We start from the raw sequence: 22,972 nt of genomic DNA, 5'->3' as shown, positions 1-22,972 counted from the left end.
AATATGAAGGAAGGTAACCGCATGCTGTCCCTGTACACGCTGCTGGTCTTTATTTTTCTGCTGGGTCCGCTTGTGATCATCTCCATTACTTCCTTTGAGCCGGGCACGGTCCTGAAATTCCCCCCGGAGGGCTTTTCGCTCAAGTGGTACAAGAACATCTTTGAGGTCAGCGCCTTTATGGAGACCTTCAGGACTTCCATTGTAATCTCGCTGCTCGGCAATCTGCTGGCGCTCCTGCTGGGTGTGCCTGCGGCTTACGCGCTGAGCCGTTACCGGTTCCGCGGGCGGGACACGCTGAATGCGGTATTCCTGTCGCCGGTGCTGATTCCCGGGATTGTGCTGGGCTTCACACTGCTGCGTTATCTGATTGTGGTGTATAATCTGCCGATTGTGGCGGGGCTGCTGATCGGACATACGGTGATTATGCTGCCTTTTATTATCCGGGTGATTGCTTCGAGTCTGGAGAATTTCGATTTCGCGGTAGAAGAGGCGGCGCAGAGCCTGGGGGCGACCCGAGTATACACTTTCTTCAAAGTCGTGCTGCCCAACATCCGGTCAGGAATTCTGGCGGCTATTCTGATCGCTTTCCTGGAGTCGTTCAATAATGTGGATATTTCCGTGTTCATGACAGGCCCGGGGATCAGTACCCTGCCGATTCAAATGCTGACCTATGTGCAAAATTACTTCGATCCCACGATTGCCGCGATTTCGGTCATTCTGATGGTGCTCACGGCAGCGCTGATGTTCATCATCGAGCGGCTGATGGGCTTCGCCTATTTCACCAAACGATAACCTATTCAATGATAATGGGGGCCTAGAGCAATGTCACTACTCAGTCTTGAACATGTATCGGTTGCTTATGACAACCGTTTGATCTTAGAGGATTTCAACCTGTCGCTGCAAAAAGGCCAGCTGCTCTCCCTGCTCGGACCCAGCGGCTGCGGCAAAACAACCACACTGCGGCTGATCGCCGGCTTCCTGAATGCCGAGGCAGGGAATTTCATGTTCTCCGGCAAGGATTATACCAAGGTTCCGGTGGAAAAGCGGAATTTCGGCTTCGTGTTCCAGAGCTATGCGCTGTTCCCGCATCTGTCGGTGTTTGACAATGTGGCGTTCGGCCTGCGGCTGCGCAAGCTGAAGGAAGCGGAGGTCAAAAAGCGGGTGAACCGGATGCTGGAGACGGTCAGCCTGGGCGGTTTTGAATCCAGACTGCCGGGCGCCCTGTCCGGCGGTCAGCGCCAGCGGGTAGCGATTGCCCGGGCGCTTGTCATCGAGCCGGATCTGCTGCTGTTCGATGAGCCGCTGAGCAATCTCGATGCCAACCTGCGGGTCAACATGCGGGTGGAGATCCGCCGTATCCAGCAGGAGCTCGGCATCACCACCGTCTACGTCTCCCATGACCAGGAGGAATGCTTCTCGATCTCCGATCAGGTCGCCGTTATGAATAACGGCAAGATCGAGCAGCTGGATCATCCGGCGAACATCTTCAAATATCCGGCCAGTGAATTTGTGGCCCGGTTTATCGGGTTCGGGAACTTTATTGCTTTTGACGGACGGAATGATGAAGGTTCGGATATTGAGCTGAGCCGTGGTGAGCTGAAATTCCAGGCGGCTAAGCGGCCGGGCGGCGAGGGAAATACCGGGCTGCTGGGTGCGATTCGCCCTGACGATCTGCAGTTGCTTGGCGGCGGCGTGGCGGATACGGGCACAGGCATGGAGGGGAATGTTTTGACCGGTAAAGTGCAGGTCAGCACGTATCTCGGCCGCAGCTACCAGTATCAGGTAGAGACTGAGCTTGGGGTATTCACGGTCAATCAGGAGATGGAGCAGCCGTTCATTCAGGGACAGCAGGTCACGGTTTATTTTCCAAAAGAGAAGCTGGTGCTGGTGCAGTAGCGCGTCATAAGGAGCATACACGATGAATACAGATCAACTTATACTGAACGCTAAGGTCTACAACAGTTACTATAAAAGATTCGAGACGGCGAATGTGGCCGTTAAGGAAGGACGTTTTCTCTACGTAGGTCCTCTTGGTGCAGAGACGTTTGTGGCTGCCGAGATCATTGATGCTACGGGGCAGTATCTGGTGCCCGGCCTCATCGATATTCATCTGCATATTGAGAGCACGATGATTACACCGGAGACGTTCTCCTACGGTATTCTGCAGCACGGGGTAACCACGATTGTTCCCGAGCCGCATGAGATGGCCAATGTGTTCGGGGTAGAGGGCGTCCATGAGATGATCCGGGCCAGCCGGGATTGCCAGGTGGACATGTTCTATGCGATTCCGAGCTCGGTGCCGGCAACTCCGCTGGAGACTACGGGAGGCTCCATTGAGATCTCTGATATCGACGAGCTGATGGAGACGCAGCGGATGATCTGCCTGGGCGAGGTCATGAACTTTGTGGATGTGATCCGTGATCCTGAGGGGAAAAGCAACCGCATCCTCCAGCATGTCCGCAGCCGCTATCCGGGCCTGGTCATTGAAGGGCATACGCCGAAGCTGCTGGACCTCGATCTGCACCGCCTGATCTATGCGGGGATTGATTCCGATCATACCCACCAGAGTATCGAGGGGCTGACCGCACGGATCGCAGCCGGAATGTTCATCGAGATCCAGGAGAAATCGATGACACCTGAAGTCGTGGAGTATCTGATCGGTCATCCGGTCAGTGAGCATTTCTGCTTCGTGACGGATGATGTCATGACCGATTCGCTGGTGCAGACCGGCCATCTGGATCACCTGGTCCGCAAAGCCATCGCCATGGGCATGACGCCGGAGGACGCAGTCTATGCGGCTACGTTCACCCCGGCGCGGCGGATGAAGCTGGATGACCGCGGCGTAATCGCACCGAACAAAACCGCCGATTACCTCCTGCTGTCCGATCTGGACAGCTTCGCGATTGAGGCGGTGTACAAGCGGGGCTTGCAGGTCTTTGACCGCAAGCGCCCGCAGGCACAGGTCATGAGTGAGCCGCAGTTCCCGGCTCACTTCTATAAGAGTGTGCAGCTGGAGCCGCTGGCGGAGGCTGACTTCACGGTGCCTGCTGCGCTACCGGACGGCCGCTATGGCGCCCGCGTCATGATGGTCAACAACGTGTCCACGTTTACCGAGGAGAAGCATGTGGAGGCCGGAGTGAAGGACGGCCTCCTGCAGTGGGAGGAGACCGGCTGCGGTCTCATCGCGACCTTTGAGCGGTACGGCAAGAACGGCAACCGTGCCTATGGCCTGATCGGCGGAGACACGATCAAGCGCGGCGCGGTCGCGACTACGTATTCACACGACAACCACAATCTGCTGGTTGTCGGACATAATGCGGCGGACATGGTACTGGCCGCCAATACAGTGATCGCCGGGCAGGGCGGCTTCTGCGTCGCCTGCGGCGGCGAGGTGCTCGCGCTGCTGGCGCTGCCAGTCGGCGGCATCCTGACCGAAGCGCCGCTGGCCGAGACTGCGGAGCAGGTGCTGGCGCTGCGCACGGCGATGGAATCGCTGGGCTACAATCACTACAACCCGATTATGTCCATCAGCACCCATTCGCTGCCGGTCAGCCCGGCGCTGAAGATTACGGACCACGGCCTGATTGATGTTGGTGCCGGTAAGGTAGTACCGCTGCTGTTCCCGCTCGGGGATGAGTAAGGGGAGCCGGGGATTGAAGCGGGATTAGGCGTAAGAGTTGGCAGAGGGCTAGCGGGGGAGCTGGCGGAAGAGCTGGAGGAGAAGGGTGTCCCGATGGGATGCCCTTCTTTGTTATTCAGCAGTACCTCTGTATTCACCGCCTGAAGTGGGCTGTATGGAAGAATGGAAGGGATAAATCCCACTAAATCTGCTAGAAGTAGGCTGTATGGAGGAATGAAAGGGATAAATCCCACTAAATCCGCTAGAAGTGGGTTGTATGGAAGAATGAAAGGGATAAATCCCACTAAATCCGCTAGAAGTGGGTTGTATGGAGGAATGAAAGGGATAAATCCCTTTGAATCCGAGGGAAGTGGGCTGGAGAGAGGAATGAAGTTCGCCGGAAGTGGGCGTCAGGCGGGAACGAGGGGCAAAAGTGCCCCTGAATCCGCCGAAAGTGGGTTGCGGGCAGGGGTGAGGAGCAAAAGTGCCCCTGAATCTGCCGAAAGTGGGCCTTAGTGGGATCGCCGGTGGAGTGAAGCGGACTGAGATTCCGTTATCTTGTGACTTCGGGCTTAAAATGAGGGATTTCGGAACACATAGCGGAATCTCAGTCCGATTGGCCAGTGATTTCGCCTGATCTGACCAAATAACGGAATCTCATTTCTCATACTAGTCGAGGGGTGGCAAAGCCTTAGCAAGTCCCGCCGTCCCGCCAAATCCGGCAATCCCCGCCGTCCCGCTAAGCCGCAGCTCTCGCAAGCCGCAGCTCCCGCCAATCCCTCACCCATACTTTATGCTTCCGCTAACATCCACCCGCATTTGCCCAACGAGCGGTTTTGTACCTGTACACCCGGGCAAGAGCGGGTTTTAGCATACATAGCTGGCAAGCGAGGTTTTTACTGTAACCAATATTGTATATAATGGAAGCAATGCTTGATTTCGGAGGAGGTGCTTGGAGTGACGGAGACGGAACGGTTGAACGGGCCGGAGAATGTGGAGCAGCCGGGAGAGCGGGGAGGGCCTGGAAGGCGGGGGAAGCCGGAAAAGCGGAAGAAGCTTACGCTGGGCCGGGTCTTCCTGATTATTTTCCTATTGGGGCTTGCGGTTTATCACGTAGGTACGATTGTACAGATGTTCACCTCTTTCGAGGCAAGGGTGTCCAGCCGCATCAGCCTGCAGGATATCACCTCGATAGAAATTACCCGGTCTTTGCCGGAAACGGCTGATGACGTCGTGGTCACGGTGACCGATCCGGCAGAAATCGCGGGGATCATGAATGCTTTTGCCGGCGTGAAGTTAAGAAGCTCTTATGCTTCCCATGATTTCACCAGAAGCTACTGGATTCATATCGATGTGAACAAATACTACCGATTCTCGATTAGAGTGGATGACGCCAAGTATATCTCAATCGGTGACTCCTCCCGGCGAGACAAGTACAGCAGCGGATCTTTTAAAATCATCAACGATTATGACATCGGGTCGATCGACCGCCTGTTTCCGTGAGAATCCGCCGCTTCCGGTTGACTTGCGTAGGACCCGCCCCTATGATGATAAATAATATGTAACATTAGGCTCGTACACAGAGGAGAGAAACAGCATGGCTATGGAGATTGAACGCAAATTCCTGCTGCCGGAATACCCGGAGCGGCTTATTGAAGAAGGACAGCTGAAGGTGCTCACCCGGCACAGCATTGACCAGACGTATTTAGCGATTGAGGACGGGCAGGAGCTGCGGGTACGCAAAATTACCGACCTGGATACGGGCGAAGTTTCTTATACACATACGTTCAAGGATGGCAAAGGCATCAGCCGCCAGGAGATCGAATATTCCATTTCGGCAGGTTTATATAATCAGATGATCGAGGCTGTGAAAGCTGTAGCACTGGTCAAAACCCGCATCACAGGCGTATGGAACGGCACAACGGTGGAGATTGATCTCTATACTCAGCTGGAGCTTACGGTGCTGGAGGTTGAATTCGATTCGCTGGAGGAAGCGGAGAGCTTCATCGCCCCGGAATGGTTCGGCCAGGATGTCAGCACAGAGAAGAAGTACAGCAACAAAACCGTCTGGAAGCAGCTGCAGAACAAATAGTGTCCATAGGCATAATGCGGTGAATAGGATGCGTGCGAAACTTCGCTTTATTTTAAAAATAACGCCAATAATTAACGGACTTTAACGCGTAAACGTGTTACTATGTAAAGTAAAATTAAGCACCATATAAGCTGAACTTAAGAATGATGGCGAGTATTGTTATATGGTCAGTTAATATCAGCTGGTTAAATAAAGAGGGGTTCAGGAGGATGAGACGGGTATGGAGTATGTAAGCACAAGAGGCAAGGTGGAAGCAAGAGGCTTTATTGACACGGTTCTGATGGGACTGGCGGATGATGGCGGGTTGATGGTGCCTTTTCAGATTCCTAAGGTTTCCCCTGAAAAGCTTGAAGAATGGAGAAGCCTCAGCTTCCAGGAGCTGTTCCTTGAGATTTTCTCCTACTATACCAATGATGAAATTCCCTATGATGACTTGAAAGAAATGGTCTACACCAGCTACGGCAATTTCCGCGCTCCGGAAGTCACGCCGCTGCACAAAGTAAACGACTCCCTGTATGTGCTGGAGCTGTTCCACGGGCCTACGTTTGCCTTCAAGGATGTGGCGCTGCAGTTCATGGGTGAGCTGTATTCCTATATTGCCAAGGTACGGGGCGAAATTATCCATATTCTCGGCGCAACCTCGGGCGATACCGGAGCGGCTGCAATCCAGGGCGTACGCGGCAAGGAAGGCATCAAAATCTGTATTCTCCATCCGCATGGCAAGGTCAGCAAGGTGCAGGAGCTGCAAATGACGACCGTGGATGACAGCAACGTGCTGAACCTGTCCGTAGAGGGTAACTTCGACGATTGCCAGAAGATCATCAAGGAGCTGTTCGCCGACCTCGACTTCAAGGGACGGTATCACCTGCGGGCGATCAACTCGATCAACTTCGTGCGTATTCTGGCGCAGACGGTCTATTATTTCTATGCCTACCTGCAGCTTCCGGAGAGTGACAAGAAGAAGGTGAATATCAGCGTGCCTTCGGGGAACTTCGGCAATATTTTCTCAGGCTTCCTGGCGCAGAAAATGGGGCTGCCGATCCACAAGCTGATCATCGCCACCAATGAGAACAACATTCTCGAACGGTTCGTGTTAACCGGCGAATACAAACCGGGCAGCTTCACGGGCACCTACAGCCCGTCAATGGATATCCAGGTAGCAAGCAACTTCGAGCGTTATCTGTATTATTTGCTCGGTGAGGATACAGTGAAGCTGTCCGAATATATGGCTGCGTTGCAGAGTGAGGGGGCCATCACGGTTGACGGCGAACTGTTTGCCCGGGTGCAGGCCGACTTCTCGGCGCTGGGTGTCAAGAATGCGGAATGCCTTGCGACGATCAGCAAATACGAGCAGGAATCCGGCTATCTGCTGGACCCTCATACGGCCTGCGGGGTTGCGGCTTACGAGAAATTCAGCGCCCCTGGTGAGACAAGCATCGCCTTCGCGACAGCGCATCCGGCCAAGTTCGACGAGGCGATTGCCCTGACCGGCATCAAGCAGGAATTCCCGGCACAGATTGCTGCCCTGTTCGAGCTACCGCAGCATCAGGTTGTGGTCGATCATGATAAGGCGGAGATTGTGCGCCAGCTGCAGGCTTTTTACGGTTAAAAAGGTTCGGGGGTCTATACAGGTCCCCGCTCTCTGAATAGGAATAGTACAGCCCCCGCTCTCCTTCTGGAGCGGGGGCTGTTTATGTTCTGTGCTTAGTGTCTTGTAACGAATAGTGCTATAGCCGCCGCGCTGCATCAATGCTGCGGCTAGTCTCGGGGAGACTCTATATAGTTATGAAATCCGGCCAGGCAGCTTCCTGGCTGAGTAAGAGCGTGGGCGTGTGTATGAGTAAGAGGAGGGGGATGGGTAAGAGTGTGCGTGTGTATGAGTAAGGGTAAGCGCATCGCCCATCAAGCCAGCGTTAGCAGCAGAGCGCACCGCCCAGCAAACTTGCTTGGCAGCCTTCGCCGCCTGTCAAGCCAGCATTGGCAGCGCCCCGCCCATCAAGCCAGAGTTAGCAGCAGCTCCTCGCCACCCGGCCAATATACCGGGCCTTCCCTTACCGCAAAGGCAGCGCCTCCTGCTGCGCTTGCTGCTCCCGGGCCTTCTCGCAGAAATCGGCGATTTTGTAGGAAACGTAGTAGGCGAGCATTTTCTCAGAATCGCTGAAGCCGGTCTCCAGCAGTCTGCTGATCTGGTCGAGCTTGTACCGGAGGGTATTCCGGTGAATGTACAGCTCTTCGGAAGCGAGCTGCATATTGCGGTTATGCTTGAGATAGATGTAGAAGGTGTGGTACAGGCTGGACTGATGGGCGGCATCGTATTCCTTCAGCTTCCGGAGCTCCGGATGGCGGTAGCGCTGCTCCCCGCCTGACAGCACCTCTGCAGGCAGCAGCTCGTAGAGCTGGACATCGGCATAATAGGTCAATTGGCGTTCCGGGCAGAGAATCCGGCCGATCCGGATAGCGCTCTGCGCCTGAAGATAGTGCAGTCTGCACTGATTGAGACTGGAGAATATGCTGCTGATTCCCAGACTGACTCCGGTCTGGCCGAGGAATTCCTGCAGCGGCCCGAAGGCGAGCTCCCGGGAGAGGCTGCCGTTATGAATCAGCACAATCCGTCCCTCATAATAGGCGCAGGGACTGCCGGGAAATAAAAGTTGCAAGCGCTCTCTTAAATAGTCATCATAACGCCCCGGATCGACGTATCCGGTCAGATCGAACAGCAGCACAAGCAGGTCCTTCCCGAGTCTTAGGTCAGCTGACTGCAGCCGCTCCTGAAGGGTATTGCTGTCCTGCAGCTGCTGCTCCAGCAGCCCGCAGATGATATCCTCTACTTTTATATTCTTGGCGTTCCGGTAGTAGCTGCTCTTGCCCATTTCTTCGGCAAGCACGGTGGCGGTGAGGGACAGCAGTTCACTGTCTATGGGCCGAAAGGGATGTTTGCAGCCCAGGAGCAGCACATTGCCGATTGGTTTGCCGCCTACTTTTATTTTGGAGATCAGCTTGGTGTTGGAGGTTTCTTCACAGGCCACTTCGTAGGAAGCATCGCTCTGCTTGCCCCGCCGGACACTCTCCATTCTGTTCACAGCCGCAATGAAATCATAAGAGCAGTACCCTTTGCGGATGTTCTCGCTCCAGATGTAATCATCGATATCCTCACGCCCGGAATGGGCGACAATTCTGAAGCTAGCGTCAAAAACAATCACGGGATTACGCAGCAGTCCTGCAGCCGTCTGCACGATGCCGGCAAGGCCGGCCCCTGAGATGAATGCCGTGAACAAGGCTGCGGTGAAATGCTCGGTTTCGAGTCTTTTACGCTGCGGTTCATTTAAGGAAATATCCATTGGTATCGCCCCCTTATTATCATAGTGCACTGTGCACTATAAAGAAGTGATTTTTGGCGCTTGTAAATATATTCACAAAGTCTCGGCGGACTTACACTAAGGGTGGAGGTGCTGAGCAGATGAAATACGAGAAACTGTTTGCAGCAGGAAGAATAGGACGCCTTGAGCTGAAGAACCGGATTGTGATGCCTGCTATGGGCACATCACTGGCTGCGGCCAGCGGCGAAGCCTCGGATGAGATGATTGCTTACTATGAAGAACGTGCTGCAGGGGGCTGCGGTCTGATTATTACGGAAATTACCCGTGTAGACAACGAGACGGGAGTGGGCACACCCAATCAGCTGAACGCAAGCGACCTGCTGTATGTTCCCCGCCTGGAAAAGCTGGCCCGGGCTGTACACCGCCATGACAGCCGGATATTCCTACAACTCCAGCATCCGGGCCGGCAGAATCATGGCCGACTGATCGGCGGCAAGCAGATTGTCGCCCCGAGTGCAGTCATGTCCTCAGCCATCGGTGAAATGCCCCGGGAGCTGGCGACAGAGGAAGTGGAAGTGCTGGTGGGCAAATTCGTCTTCGGGGCGTACATTGCCCAGCTGGCAGGAATCGACGGGGTTGAAATTCACGGCGCCCACGGCTATCTGATCGGTCAATTTCTCAGCCCGCTGACCAATCTGCGGACCGACAAATACGGCGGAGCACTGGAAGGCCGGATGCGGTTCCTGTGCGAGATTGTGCAGGGGATCAAGAAGACCTGCGGAGCAGGCTTCCCGGTCTCTGTGCGGATTGACGGGGATGAATTCGTGCCGGGCGGGATTACGCTCGAAGAAGCGCTGCTTACCGCGCAGCAGCTGGAGAAGCTCGGTGTGGACTGCATTAATGTAAGCGCTGGCACTTATGAGTCGTCGAATACGATTATCGAGCCGATCTCCTATCCGCAGGGCTGGAAGAAGCATCTTGCCGCCGCAATGAAGCAGGCCGTGCAGATTCCGGTCATCGCCTGTGATGTGATCCGCAAACCGGATTTTGCCGAGAGTCTGCTGGAAGAAGGCAATACCGATTTCGTGGCGCTTGGCAGAGCATTGCTGGCTGATCCGCAGTGGGGCAATAAGGCTGCGGAAGGCCGGGAAGCAGAGATCAGAACCTGTATCTCCTGTCTGTATTGCATCCAGGAAGTGATGGAGTGCAAGGTGATCAAATGTGCGGTCAATGCCAGGGCAGGCCGGGAGCTGGAATTCCCTGAGCCGCAGCAGAACGGAGACGGCAGAGTCGTGGCCGTGGTCGGCGGCGGACCGGCAGGCATGGAGGCAGCCCGGGTTCTGGCGCAGCGGAAGTTCAAGCCTGTGCTGTTCGAAGCGCGCGATGTGCTGGGCGGCAGTGTGGAGCTGGGCAGCCGTCCGCCGCTGAAGGAGAAGCTGAACTGGTTCCTGGACAGCATGGAGCATCAGCTGGAACAGCTGCATGTGGATGTGCGGCTGTCAGAGAAGCCAACGCTGGAGGAGCTGCAGGCGCTTGACCCGTACGCGGTATTCGTAGCTGCCGGGGCCCGGCCAATTGTTCCGGCAATCCCCGGAGTGACTGGTGAGCATGTCAGCACAGTGGTGGATGTGCTCAGCGGGGCGGCAGTAATCAGGGATAAGCGGGCTGTGGTAATTGGATCAGGAATGACAGGTCTGGAGACGGCGGAATATCTGGCTGAACAGGGGAATCAGGTCACTGTGGTGGAGATGCAGCCGAGGGTCGGACCCGATGCCTATCTGCCGAACCTGATCGATATCGTCACCCGGCTGAAGAAGAACGGTGTACAGCTGCTGGCCTCAACGAAGCTGGTGGAGGTGCGGGAGGGTGCTGTAGTGCTGGAGAATGTATCAACGGGTGATATTTCCGTTCAGGATACCGATGCCGTAGTGCTGTCCATCGGTGTTAAGCCGGAACGCGGTTTCGTGGATGAGCTTAAGCGGGCGATGCCGCAGGTGAAGGTGCTTGGCGACGCCGCGAAGCCGGGCAGAATTGGCCAGGCCATCCAGTCCGGCTTCGAGACCGCTTATGTGCTGAAGTAATACCAATTCGAGGAGGGATCATGTATGGGGAGTTTTGTGAAAAGCCTGGCCGATATCCGGCAGTACGGAGGCAAACCGACGACCTTTTATGATGCGGAGATGCTGACGGTCTACTGGGAGACGAAGCCGGAGATTATTGAACGGCTGCTGCCGAAGCCGCTGAAGCCTGCGGGCCGGCCGCTGGTGAATGCCTTTATAGCCGATTACCCGGCAACGAATTTCTGTCCGCCTTACCGTGAAGCCGGATTGTTCGTGCTGGCCGATTACAACGGGGAGCTGGGCAACTATTGCCTGTCGATGCCGATCACCAGCGACATTGGCATGGCGATGGGCCGTGAGGTGTGCGGGCTGCCGAAGAAGATGGCGGATGTCCGCATGCAGGTAGAAGGTGACTCCATCAGCGGCTCGATCGGCCGGCAGGGGATTGATTTTTTCAGCATACACGCTCAAATGGGTGAAGTCTTCAATGATCCTGAAGCTGAAGGGATTCTGGAGCAATTCTACGGCAGGGACATCCCGCTGTACAATATCAAATATTCCAATGCGGTGGACGGAAACGGGTTCGACCTTATGCCAATCCTCGTGACCCAGCGTCTGGTCAGCGACGTCAAGGTGTATAAAGCTGCGGAAGCATCGGTTATGTTCCAGGAATCCCCGCATGATCCGTGGAGCGAGCTTGAAGTCGTTAAGATGCTGGGCGCCGTCTATACCGTCAGTACCAATGTGCTGGAGAAGGGCAGGGTGCTGGAGCCGCTACATCCGATGGAGTTCCTGCCCTACTGTTATCTCCGCTGGGACTGGTGGGAGAACAAGCTGCAGCCTCAGGCTGCGGAGAGCTCCGTATAACGGGAAACTCCGGTGCGGGATCAGAGCAGATGCATTCATTGTTATAGGCTAATCTGACAAATTTGAGGAGGATTCTGATGATCAACCTTTTTGATTTAACAGGCAAGACAGCCATTATTGCCGGTGCGTCCAGCGGAATCGGTGTGCAGTTCGCTGACATGCTGGCTGATCAGGGTGCGGATGTGGCCATTCTGGCCAGACGATACGAGAAGCTGGCAGCAGTGGCCGAAGAGCTTCGTGCCAAATATCCGGAGCGGCGGATTATCCCTGTTGAATGTGATGTGAGAAAAGAAGATGAGATTATCGCCGCAGTCTCTAAGGTGATGGAGGCTTTTGGCCAAATTGATATTCTGGTGAACAACGCCGGTGTGGTGGACTCTGTGCCGATTGATGCATTGGAGGAAGAAGCCTGGGACCGCGTCCTCGATACAGATTTGAAGGGTGTCTTCCTGATGTCGAAGCATGTCATCCGCCACATGAAGGATCGCAAATACGGCAAAATCATCAACACCGCCTCCATGCTGGGCCTCACGGCATCGGCTTCGATTCCAACCCATTCCTACAATGCGGCCAAAGGCGGAGTGATCCACCTGACCCGGGGTGTGGCGGCTACGTATGCCAAGGACGGCATTACTGTAAATGCGATCGGCCCCAGCCTGTTCCATAGCGAGATGACGGAGAACACTTTGTTCACCGAGCAGGCGCTGCGGATGTACAATGCGGTCTGTCCGATGGGCCGGCCCGGCAATCCGGGGGAGCTGAACGGGGCGGTGCTGTATTTTGCCTCGGATGCCTCCAGCTACACTACCGGTCAGACTCTGTTTGTAGACGGCGGCTGGACGATTGTATAGAAGCTGCATCGTATAGAAGCTGTATAAAAGATTGCATAAACACTGCATAAACATTGCATATTAGACGAAGCGCCTGCATTTATGCAGGTGCTTTTTTTCACAAGCGGAATCTAGCGGAATTTGTCGGAAATTACGGCTGAAAAGTGGACATACCTACCACGGAATGAGAAAATAGCAGTTATAGATCAGTATGACATGCTGAAACCCTTCTGCTGTCCTGAGTAAGGATGGGATAGGCTCGGCGGTAAATAGAAGGATATTTAATTGTGTTCGGATATATAGTCTTATATTTATAAAAAAGGACGGGATCATTCATGACAATTCGTTTCGGGGTCGTAGGCACTAACTGGATTACTGACCGCTTCGTTCAAGCCGGACTGGAGAATGAGGAATTTATCCTCACAGCCGTGTATTCCCGTACAGAGGAGAAGGGACGGGCTTTTGCCGCAAAATATGCAGGAGCTTCGATCTATACGGATCTGGAGGAGATGGTATCCGGCGCAGAGGTGGACGCGGTCTATATCGCCAGCCCCAATTCGATGCATGCGGAGCAGTCCTTAATCTGTCTGAACCATGGCAAGCATGTCATTTGCGAGAAGCCGGCTGCCTCTAACAGCACAGAGCTGAAGGCAATGATTAACGCGGCGCGCAGCAATGATGTGCTGCTGATGGAAGCGATGAAATCAACCTTTATGCCGAATTTTGGCGTAATCCGGGATAATTTATATAAGCTGGGTCAAGTGCGGCGATATTTCGCCGGTTATTGTCAATACTCATCGAGATACGATGCTTACCGCCAGGGCACGGTGCTGAACGCCTTCAATCCGGAATATTCGAACGGCTCGCTGATGGACCTGGGCATCTATTGCCTGTATCCCATGGTGGCGTTGTTCGGCAAGCCGGACTCGGTGAAGGCAGTGGGCATGATGCTCTCCTCCGGAGTGGACGGCGAAGGCAGTATGGTAATGCGTTATCCGGATATGGATGCCGTGGTCATGCATTCCAAGATCGCCGACTCTTATCTGCCGGCTGAGATTCAGGGTGAGAACGGAACGATGGTCATCGACAAGATCAATCAGCCCTACCAGGTCAAAATCCATTACCGTGACGGGACCATCGAAGAGCTTACGCTGCCGCAGGTGTTCGAGCCGATGTATTATGAGATTCAGGAGTTCATTCATCTCTTGAAGAGCGGCCAGCGGGAGAGCGGAACTAACAGTCATGCCAATTCATTGGCGGTTGCCGAGCTGATGGAGGAAGCAAGAAGCCAGATCGGCCTGCGCTACGCCTCGGATCTATAGCTGTACGGGCTGCATGGCCCGGATTAGGATGTACGATTGAAAAGGGGAGCGGAACTTGAAGACTTTCAAAAAGGTATACATCGAGATTACAAGCGTCTGCAACCTGGCCTGCAGCTTCTGTCCGCCAACCGAGCGGCAGAAGAATTTCATGAAGCTGGAGACGTTCAATACCATACTCGATGAGATTAAACCGCATAGCAATCATATCTACCTGCATGTCAAAGGCGAGCCGCTGCTCCATCCGAAGCTCGGCGAGCTGCTGGATGCAGCGCATGCCAAAGGCTTCAAGGTCAACATCACGACCAACGGCACGCTGATCCATAAGGCGGGGCCGAAGCTGCTGGGCAAGCCGGCATTGCGGCAGATGAACTTCTCGCTGCACAGCTTCGACGGCCATGCGGGCTCCGAGAACCGCGAAGGCTATGTGTCGGAGATTATCAGTTTCGTCCGGGAGATATCCGCCCAGGGCGTCATTGTCTCGTTCAGGCTGTGGAACCTGACGGAGGACAACCGGACGAATCTGGAGAAAAGCCGCAACCGCGAGACGCTGGCTCTGCTGGAGGAGGCCTTCGGGCTCGACTTCCGGATTGAAGAGAAGGTCGTCCCCGGCAGCGGGGTGAAGATTGCCCCGCGTGTCTATCTGAACCAGGATCACGAGTTCAGATGGCCGGCTCTGCACGAGCCGGAGGACGACGGCAAGGGCTTCTGCCATGCGCTGCGCAGCCAGGCGGCGGTGCTGGTGGACGGCACGGTTGTGCCGTGCTGCCTCGATGGCGAAGGGGTAATCAATCTTGGCAACATTCACGAGAAGCCGTTCTCCGAGATTGTTGAGGGTGAGCGGGCGAACAACCTGTTCTATGGCTTCTCCCGCCGGGAGGCAGTCGAGGAGCTGTGCCGCAAATGCGGGTACCGGCAGCGGTTCGGAACTTAGCGGGTTAGCGGGTGCTGGTGAATACAGGAAGCTGCCGCAGGGGAAGTTAAGCTTATTTCTGAATATCATTACAGGCCGGACAATGCGAAAAGAGGGAACGGATGCCTACTATACTTGTTGCAGACGACGATGCGAACATCCGCGAACTCGTCTGCCTATTTCTGCGTAATGATGGATACACAACAGCTGAAGCCGCGGACGGCAAGGAAGCACTGGAGGTCTATGCCAGAGAGCATGTCGATCTTGTCGTGCTCGATATTATGATGCCGGTGATGGACGGCTGGACGTTATGCAAGGAGCTTAGAAAAGCCGATCCCGATCTTCCGCTGCTGATGCTGACGGCCAGAGGCGAGACATGGGAGAAGGTGAAGGGGTTCGAGCTGGGCACGGATGATTATCTGACCAAGCCGTTCGATCCGCTGGAGCTGACGGTCCGCGTCAGGGCGCTGCTCAAACGGTACCGGATTGGCAGCGCACAGATGATCCGGATCGGCAACACTACACTTGACCGGCAGACTTACAAGGTGATCAGCGGGACGGAATCGCTGTCGCTGCCGCTCAAGGAGTTCGAACTGCTGTACAAGCTTGCCGGGACACCCGGACAAGTCTATACGCGTGAGCAGCTGATCGATCAGATCTGGGGAATTGATTATCCCGGGGATGACCGGACGGTAGATGTGCATATCAAGAGGCTGCGGGAACGGTTTACGGCTACACCTGATTTTCGCATCGAGACTGTGCGCGGGCTGGGCTACCGGCTTGAGGTTACCGAATGATCAAATCCTTATATACCCGGGTTGTCCTGACCTTCCTGGTCTCCGTAATCGGGGGGACGGTTATTTCCTTTTTTGTGGCTACATGGCTGTTCAGAGATAAATTAAACGAGAATCTGCAGCTCCCCCTGCTGCGCTTCGGACAGGATATTGTGCGGATCTATGACGCCTTCCCGCTGAGTGAGGCAGATGCGTTCGTACATGGAATGCAACAACTTGAATCCTACCATATCCGGATTTATGAACAGACGGGCCAGTTTCAGTCTTTCGGTGAGCTTAACGGAAATAAGCCGGCTAGAGTGACTATGGAGCAAGTGAGGCAAGTATTGGCCGGGGACATTGTTCAAGTCAATCCGAGCAGGGTATCCACTATTCTTCTGGGGCTGCCGCTCCCTACGGATGCAGGAACGAAAGCGCTGTTTGTAGAATCCACCGGTCCCCCGTCCACCCCTTTTTTGCTGAAATGGCTTCTGAACTTTTCGCTCTATTCGCTAGGATCAGGAAGTCTTGTGATTCTGGTGGCTGCTATGTTCCTCGTCCGGCCGATCAAAAAGCTGACCACCGCGACCCGGCGGATCGCAGCCGGAGACTTCAATGTGAAGCTGAATATTAAGCAGAAGGGTGAGCTTGGTACTTTGGCGCGCAGCTTCGAAGAGATGATGCGTGATCTGCAGCAGCTGGAGCAGATGCGCAGGGAATTCGTCACCAATGTGTCGCATGAGGTTCAGTCACCGCTGACCTCCATATCCGGGTATGCGCTGGCGCTTAAGCAGATGAATATCCCGGAGGGCGAGCGGAACCGTTATCTGGATATTATCATCAGCGAAGCGGAGCGGATGTCCAAGATGAGCGACAGTCTGCTGAAGCTGAGTCTGCTTGAATCGCAGTCACAGCAGCTCCAGCTCACCACGTTCAGCCTGGATGAACAGATCAGACGGGTGATCGTGGCACTCCAGCCGCAATGGTCGGCCCGCAGCATCAGCTTCGAGCTTCATCTGAAGGCCGTCCGGCTGACGGCTGACCATGATCAATTCAATCAGGTGTGGACGAATCTGCTTGGGAACAGCATCAAATTCTCCAGGGATGGCGGTGTGATCAGCGTCAGTATTAAGCAAGATTATAAGAACGTGACCGTGCGGATATCCGACACGGGCATCGGGATCTTGCCTGAGGACCAGAAGCGGATCTTCGAACGGTTCTTCAAGGCTGACCGTTCCCACAGCCGCCAGTATAACGGAAGCGGTATGGGACTGGCCATTGTTAAGCAAATCGTCTTGCTCCATCAAGGCGATATCCGGGTGGAGAGTGAGCCGGGACGGGGCGCGAGCTTCATTGTCACCCTGCCGGTCACTGCACCGGCGGATTAGTCTGTTCATGCTGAGGCAACCTGCTCAAGCTTAGGCTTGTACAGGGCCTCAGCTTTTTTTTCATTGACTGGCAAAGTATGATATCCGTCTGTTGTGGATAATATGTGCATAATATTGTGGATAAGTTACATTGGAATTTGGAGCAGGAACTGTCTGTAGAGGACGAATTAGTGCTTGAGACCGGAATCCCACTGATTCCGCCGAAAGTGAGCGGCATGGGTAAATTAAAGGGATAAATCCCTCTGGTTCCGCCGTAAGTGGGCAGTATGGGGAAATCAAAGGGATAAATCCCTCTAAATTCGCCGAAAGTGGGCGGCAAGAGGAAATTAAAGGGATAAATCCCTCTGAATCCGCCGAAAGTGAGTGGCATGGGGAAATTAAAGGGATAAATCCCTCTAAATCCACCGAAAGTGGGCGGCACGGGGAAATTAAAGGGATAAATCCCTCTAAATCCGCCGAAAGTGAGCGGCATGGGGAAATTAAAGGGATAAATCCCTCTAAATCCGCCGAAAGTGAGCGGCATGGGGAAATTAAAGGGATAAATCCCTCTGATTCCGCCGAAAGTGGGCGACATGGAGAAATTAAAGGGATAAATCCCTCCGGTTCCGCCGAAAGTGGGCGGCACGGGGAAATTAAAGGGATAAATCCCTCTAAATCCGCCGAAAGTGGGCGGCAAGCAGGAATGAGGGTCAGAAGTGCCCCTGAATCCGCCGAAAGTGGGCGGCAAGCGGGAATGAGGGTCAGAAGTGCCCCTGAATTCCGCCGAAAGTGAGCGGCAAACGGAATGAGGAGCAAAAGTGCACTTGATTCACCCATAAAGGTGATTTTGTTCAAATATAAGAATTTATATGTTTCGCACGGTAACTTATCCTTCTATTGCTCGCTGAAACACCCCGTCCTTATAGGACGGCGTAGCCGTTTCCACTTGTATGCAGCTGTTCATATTCAGTTCATATTGCCGTCACGGGGAGTACATCTTCATTGTGTAAGCTTACCTTATTGGTTCGTAAGGATCTTAATCAAACGATGAGGACAGGTGCATGTATAATGAAAAAATGGCTTAGGGTTACGCTTAAATCTATTGCGGCCATAATGATCGCCATAGTGCTTTTTTTAGCTGTTGTGTTTGTAGTGAATATTATCAGCAGCAAATCGGAGCAGGGGAAAATTGAGTCTTACGGCCAGCTGGTGCCTGTAGACGGCAAAAAGATGAATGTACTGATTCAAGGGACGGGCGAGGAAACTGTGGTGCTGCTGCCTGGTTATGGCACGGGCGCTCCGGCACTGGATTTCAAACCTCTGATCGAGGAGCTGTCTCCGCATTACACGGTAGTAGCGGTTGAGCCGTTCGGCTATGGATTAAGTGATGGAACCGATAAGGAACGGACTAACGATAATATTGCCAGTGAAATTCATGAGGCATTGCAGCAGCTGGGTATTAACCGTTACACGCTGATGGGGCATTCCATTGCCGGCATATACGGACTGGATTATGTGAACAAGTACACAGACGAAGTGACTGCTTTTGTCGGAATCGACAGCAGTGTGCCGACACAAGGCGGGATGGATGCTGAAATGCCCATCGGACTGTTTAAGTTTCTGGACAACTCAGGTCTGATGAGAATGCTCAAGAAGCTGAGCGGTGACCCGTATGCCGGACTGCCATATGATGATCAGATCAAGCAGCAGATGAAAATGATCTCGAATAAAAACTCCAGCAACGACACTACTATGAATGAAATGAAACATTTCAATGATAACTTTACAGCGGCTCAGGCTTTGGCATTCCCTAAGGAGCTCCCGCTGCTCCTCTTCATACAGGCTAATAATACAGATGTTGAGGGCTGGCAGACGCTGCATGAAGGGCAAGTGAAGGATTCTGTGCACGGCAAACTGATCCCGCTTGAAGGGGAGCATTACCTACACCACACCCTGTCTAAAGAGATCGTCCAGGATTATAAGGCGTTCATGGAACAGGTTAAATAATAGAAGCTTTGCGCTATATTCTGGTAAACAGAAACAGCGGCAGCCCGGGACAGTAACAAGTCTTGGATTGCCGCTGTTTTGTGATGATAATTGTAGTTAGCTTAGTTGATTATTTACGGGATTAAGAAACCAGGCAAGCTTCTCTTTATAGGCTTCAATGTCATGAAAAGTCTGAAGCTCATGCTCCTGTAACAATTGGTGTAATTCCACCAGCTTATTAATCAATCCCTCCGCAACACGTACGATATTGTCCCTTGTGAAAATGTACTTGGTGAAAGTAGCTTGTTCTGTACCCCAAATGACTGTTTCTTTCTTATACAGAACATCAATATAAAATCCTCCACAACCAAAAATACCACAAGAGCAGGTATACATCGGGATTCTCCCTTGACGGGTAAGGGATTCGAAGAACTCAGTGACTACAAATACTTCACCCTCGTCTTCATTTAACCTAAGTCCATTTACATATAGAGATATAGTTGAAGTAACTACCGGAGCTAATACCCGTTTATGCTTAGAGAGATTCGTATATTTCTTGGATATATCAATCAACATTTCAAAAGTCAGGGTGTCTAAGCTGTTATCTTCTGAAGCAGCCATATATCATTACCACCTTTAGATGGAGGTCTGAGCGGACTGAGATTCCCTTATTTCTCCAAAAAACCTCATAATAAGGCTGAAACGGACTGAGATTCCGTTATATTGTTCTTTTGAGCTTAAAATGAGGATGATTAGGAGACTTAGCGGAATCTCAGTCCGATCCCCCCGTAATTTCCCCAGATCCCGCAGGATAGAGGAATTTCAGTCCGCTTCGCACATGGATGGGCCATGAGGACCCGCCGAAGTTCCAGTGGTAGAATGGCTGGCTCCATGCGCAGCCGCTAAGCTCCCACTTGATTTACCCGTAGTATAATTATGTTCTACTACTTACGCCCGGCTTACCTACCTCAGTCCCTGACAATAAGATCTGCCTGAATCAGGATCTTCTCATAGCTTGTACCCGGATTCAGGATTCTCCACAGCATATGATCTACAGCTCTTGTACCGAGCAGCTGCTTGTTTACATTAACGGTTGCCAGGAACGGCAGGTTGGGGTGCGTATTATCGAAACCGGTAAACACCAGATTGTCAGGAACGGGCATACCCATAATCTCCATCGTCTCCAGGGCGAACAAAGCGTAGATATCATTAGCACATACAAAAACCTCGGGCAGACCGTGTTCGGTAACAGCCGCAGTGAAGGTTTCCCGGAAATTATCAATCTCCGGCCCGTTAAGGGAAGGGTTCTGCTTAAGTTCGATCTCGTTATCCTCAAGTGCGGCCCGGAAGACCAGGAACCGTTCATAGAAGCTCTGGGCATCGCGGATGTTGCCGAGGAACTGGTAGCTGCGGTAGCCCTTCTTGATGACAAGGTTCATCAGTTCTCTCATGCAGGACAGATTATCGGTAAAGATAGAATCGCACGGAAAGCTGGGGTCGTAGTGATCCACCATCATGACCGGAATGCCGAGACTCCTGATCTCTGCCAGAATCGGTGTGGAAATGGAGCCGACTGTAATGACCCCCATGATGGCCTCGGGATTGAGGAGCGAGAACATTGAATCATCTTTGGGCTCTGTCAGCGTTAGCACATTAATGCCCCGCTGATCCAGCCGGGTAGAGATGCCGTTGAACAGCGGGCCCCAATATAAGGAGTCCGGATTCTGGTAGCGGATGTTGGGAAATAAGATCAGAATGGTTCCCGACCATTTGCGGGCATCCAGATCAATAAGCTCACCCGGAGGCTGCGCAGCGGTTGAGTCTTTAAAGTATCCGAGCTGCCCTGCGGCTTTGAAAATCATATCTCTGGTCTGTGTGCTTACACCGGGTTTGCCGGATAATGCGCGTGACACTGCAAATTTAGATAGCCCCGTAAAATCTGCTATGGATTGGATAGTTACTTTACGCCGCATGAAATCATCCTACTTTAGTCAGTTTATTTAGTCTCCTCAGAAGAACTACATTCCAATTTTACATGAAGAAGAGTAGACTAACACTTGTTTTTTTAGTTTTCTGAAAATGGTATTGTCTATGAATCTATCTGTTATTATAAATTCGGTTAAATATTATAATTTTGTTTTCATATATTGTTATTTTGTTATTCTTAAGATAACATTGGTATACACTTCCGACAAGAAATAAGCGGTTTTCCCACGTAAACAAGCCTTTATTATGTTAAAATAAGGATTTTTAATAAAATATTATTGACCATTTTCCTGCCTGGTGGTAATATTTGTTATGCTAAGAAAAACAAATAAACAATAACAAATAGGGGCGGTGTGAAAAACAAACAAAGGTAAATGGGCTTTTGTTATTTTTTTAACCAGCATTGTAAGCGCTTTATAAGAGATGCGGCAGCACTGAAGTATTCATCATTTATCAATTATCATGGGAGGTTTGACGGATGAGAAAGATAAAGGGGTATTCAGTTTTATTATTGTGTTTTGTTTTTTTACTTACAGCCTGCAGCGGCGGCAACAATGCAGCCAATAATACCAAGGCCAATGCGACGGCTGAGCCTGCTGCTACAGAGGCAGTGGCAGAAGCAACAGCGGAACCGACGGCAGCCCCTGTTGATATGGGCGGACGTGTAATTAAGGTAGCGGCCTGGTGGGATCTGAAGCCTGCGGGCAATTCCGCATCCGAGAAGGAACGTCTGGCCAAGATTACTGAAGTGGAGCAAAAGTACAACTGCAAGTTCGAATTTGTAAATGTTCCCTTCGAAGAATTCATGCCCAAATTCACGGCAACCGCGCTTACGGGGGAACCTTTTGCTGATATCGTAATTATGGAGTACAACTCGGCCTGGCCTGCGATCCTCAAGGGACAGCTGATGAAAGTAAGCGAATATACAACAGCGGCTTCCAATATCAACAACGAAGCTAATCTGCTGGTGAAGGCGCCTAAAATTGCTAATGAGGACTATGCCTTCGCTGAACCTGGCGTTGGGGGAGCCGGTATTCACTACAACCGTGATTTGTTCAAGAAGCTGGGGCTTCCTGACCTGCAGGAGCTGTATGCCAGCGGACAGTGGAACTGGGATAAGTTCGTTGAAGTTGCCAAGCAGGCCACCAAGGATACGGACAATGACGGCAAAATCGATACTTACGGCTTCTCGGGCTGGGCAATCGATATGCTGCGCAACTTCTCCGCTGCCAACGGCGGCAAGCTGGTGGATGAAGCAACAAGCACTCAGGGTCTGACTGATCCGAAGGTTATTGAGGCGGCTGAATTCATTAACCGTCTGTACAACGTAGAGAACGTAGTCAAAGTCAAAGGCGCAGACAAAGTCGGCTATGACGAGTTCAATACCTTCAAGGATGGCGATGTAGCGATGTTCCCGGCTCCGATCTGGAACCTGGGCGATCTGACCTTCGATTTCGGTGTGGTTCCTTTCCCTAACGGACCTTCCGGATCGCCTGAAGTTACCTATGCCGATAACGGCAAGAATGCATTCTTCGTTCCCAAAGGTGTGAAAGATCCGCAGGCTGTCTATCAGGCTTTTGAAGATACCTATGATATTACACAAACCGGTGATTTCCCTAGCCAGGAATGGCTGGAAAGTATCTACGCACATGAAGAAGATGTCGCTATGATGCATGAACATATCAATAACACAGGCCAGATCCTGCTTGAAACCGCTTACCCGGAATATCCGACTTACGGTTATATGAAGGACATTATTGTAGACAATCAATCGGTTACTGCGACTGCCGAGAAGTATAAGCCGGAAGCAGAAGCTTCCATTGCTAAGCTAGGCAAGTAATAG

At 52.7% G+C, this 22,972-nt stretch carries 18 protein-coding genes; 15 read left to right on the top strand and 3 right to left on the bottom strand.

Going from position 1 to position 22,972, the window contains the following annotated elements; all coding sequences use genetic code 11:
• The first annotated feature begins 3 nt into the window (after window positions 1-3).
• From NYE33_RS35680 to thrC, 6 genes are all read left to right on the top strand, one after another.
• The gene (locus NYE33_RS35680) at window positions 4-792 is read left to right on the top strand and encodes an ABC transporter permease (protein WP_039310212.1); all 789 of its coding nucleotides are present in this window, start codon (window positions 4-6) and stop codon (window positions 790-792) included.
• Window positions 793-822: 30 nt separating this feature from the next.
• Window positions 823-1,896 (top strand): ABC transporter ATP-binding protein, encoded by a 1,074-nt coding sequence (locus NYE33_RS35675; protein ID WP_042133735.1) that lies wholly within the window; start codon window positions 823-825, stop codon window positions 1,894-1,896.
• Window positions 1,897-1,918: 22 nt separating this feature from the next.
• A complete protein-coding gene (locus NYE33_RS35670) occupies window positions 1,919-3,640 on the top strand; it encodes an adenine deaminase (RefSeq protein WP_042133737.1) in 1,722 nt (573 codons plus the stop codon).
• Window positions 3,641-4,576: 936 nt separating this feature from the next.
• A complete protein-coding gene (locus tag NYE33_RS35665) occupies window positions 4,577-5,122 on the top strand; it encodes a hypothetical protein (RefSeq protein ID WP_042133741.1) in 546 nt (181 codons plus the stop codon).
• A gap of 94 nt (window positions 5,123-5,216) precedes the next feature.
• The gene (locus tag NYE33_RS35660) at window positions 5,217-5,711 is read left to right on the top strand and encodes a CYTH domain-containing protein (protein WP_042133743.1); all 495 of its coding nucleotides are present in this window, start codon (window positions 5,217-5,219) and stop codon (window positions 5,709-5,711) included.
• Between the two features lie 220 nt (window positions 5,712-5,931).
• Entirely contained in the window at window positions 5,932-7,320 is a 1,389-nt protein-coding gene (gene thrC, locus NYE33_RS35655) for a threonine synthase (RefSeq protein WP_042133745.1), read from the top strand.
• A gap of 442 nt (window positions 7,321-7,762) precedes the next feature.
• Here the strand turns inward: thrC and NYE33_RS35650 are convergent, their stop codons facing one another.
• Window positions 7,763-9,049 carry a PucR family transcriptional regulator gene (locus NYE33_RS35650; RefSeq protein ID WP_042133747.1) on the bottom strand — a complete coding sequence of 429 codons (1,287 nt, stop codon included), beginning with the start codon at window positions 9,047-9,049 and terminating at the stop codon, window positions 7,763-7,765.
• A gap of 119 nt (window positions 9,050-9,168) precedes the next feature.
• Here NYE33_RS35650 and NYE33_RS35645 point away from each other — a divergent pair, with 119 nt between their 5' ends.
• From NYE33_RS35645 to NYE33_RS35610, 8 genes are all read left to right on the top strand, one after another.
• Window positions 9,169-11,109, top strand: a complete 1,941-nt coding sequence (locus tag NYE33_RS35645; RefSeq protein WP_042133750.1) for an oxidoreductase — start codon at window positions 9,169-9,171, stop codon at window positions 11,107-11,109.
• A 24-nt stretch (window positions 11,110-11,133) separates the two neighbouring features.
• Window positions 11,134-11,955 carry an acetoacetate decarboxylase family protein gene (locus NYE33_RS35640; protein WP_052421673.1) on the top strand — a complete coding sequence of 274 codons (822 nt, stop codon included), beginning with the start codon at window positions 11,134-11,136 and terminating at the stop codon, window positions 11,953-11,955.
• Between the two features lie 77 nt (window positions 11,956-12,032).
• Window positions 12,033-12,806 (top strand): SDR family NAD(P)-dependent oxidoreductase, encoded by a 774-nt coding sequence (locus NYE33_RS35635; RefSeq protein ID WP_197074332.1) that lies wholly within the window; start codon window positions 12,033-12,035, stop codon window positions 12,804-12,806.
• 314 nt (window positions 12,807-13,120) lie between these two features.
• A complete protein-coding gene (locus NYE33_RS35630) occupies window positions 13,121-14,107 on the top strand; it encodes a Gfo/Idh/MocA family protein (protein ID WP_042133752.1) in 987 nt (328 codons plus the stop codon).
• Window positions 14,108-14,162: 55 nt separating this feature from the next.
• Window positions 14,163-15,038 carry a radical SAM/SPASM domain-containing protein gene (locus NYE33_RS35625; RefSeq protein ID WP_042133754.1) on the top strand — a complete coding sequence of 292 codons (876 nt, stop codon included), beginning with the start codon at window positions 14,163-14,165 and terminating at the stop codon, window positions 15,036-15,038.
• A 101-nt stretch (window positions 15,039-15,139) separates the two neighbouring features.
• Window positions 15,140-15,814 (top strand): response regulator transcription factor, encoded by a 675-nt coding sequence (locus tag NYE33_RS35620; protein ID WP_042133756.1) that lies wholly within the window; start codon window positions 15,140-15,142, stop codon window positions 15,812-15,814.
• Window positions 15,811-17,178, top strand: a complete 1,368-nt coding sequence (locus NYE33_RS35615) for a sensor histidine kinase (RefSeq protein WP_341070004.1) — start codon at window positions 15,811-15,813, stop codon at window positions 17,176-17,178. The genes NYE33_RS35620 and NYE33_RS35615 overlap by 4 nt, the downstream gene beginning before the upstream one ends.
• Window positions 17,179-18,225: 1,047 nt before the next feature.
• Window positions 18,226-19,164, top strand: coding sequence for an alpha/beta fold hydrolase (locus NYE33_RS35610; RefSeq protein WP_341070003.1), 939 nt, complete (start codon window positions 18,226-18,228; stop codon window positions 19,162-19,164).
• A gap of 96 nt (window positions 19,165-19,260) precedes the next feature.
• On the opposite strand, the gene NYE33_RS35605 is transcribed toward NYE33_RS35610, so the two are convergent.
• Window positions 19,261-19,764 (bottom strand): hypothetical protein, encoded by a 504-nt coding sequence (locus NYE33_RS35605; RefSeq protein WP_042133764.1) that lies wholly within the window; start codon window positions 19,762-19,764, stop codon window positions 19,261-19,263.
• 347 nt (window positions 19,765-20,111) lie between these two features.
• Window positions 20,112-21,116, bottom strand: coding sequence for a LacI family DNA-binding transcriptional regulator (locus NYE33_RS35600; protein WP_341070000.1), 1,005 nt, complete (start codon window positions 21,114-21,116; stop codon window positions 20,112-20,114).
• A gap of 491 nt (window positions 21,117-21,607) precedes the next feature.
• On the opposite strand from NYE33_RS35600, the gene NYE33_RS35595 reads away from it, so the two are divergent.
• Window positions 21,608-22,969, top strand: coding sequence for an ABC transporter substrate-binding protein (locus NYE33_RS35595; protein WP_042133768.1), 1,362 nt, complete (start codon window positions 21,608-21,610; stop codon window positions 22,967-22,969).
• The last annotated feature ends 3 nt before the right edge of the window (window positions 22,970-22,972 follow it).

Origin of the sequence: Paenibacillus sp. FSL R10-2199, from assembly GCF_038000235.1 — a bacterium.
In the GTDB taxonomy this organism is placed as follows: Bacteria; Bacillota; Bacilli; order Paenibacillales; family Paenibacillaceae; genus Paenibacillus_AQ; species Paenibacillus_AQ phytohabitans.
Note: the sequence above shows the minus strand (reverse complement) of the source record. Positions and strands in the feature narration are given on the sequence as shown.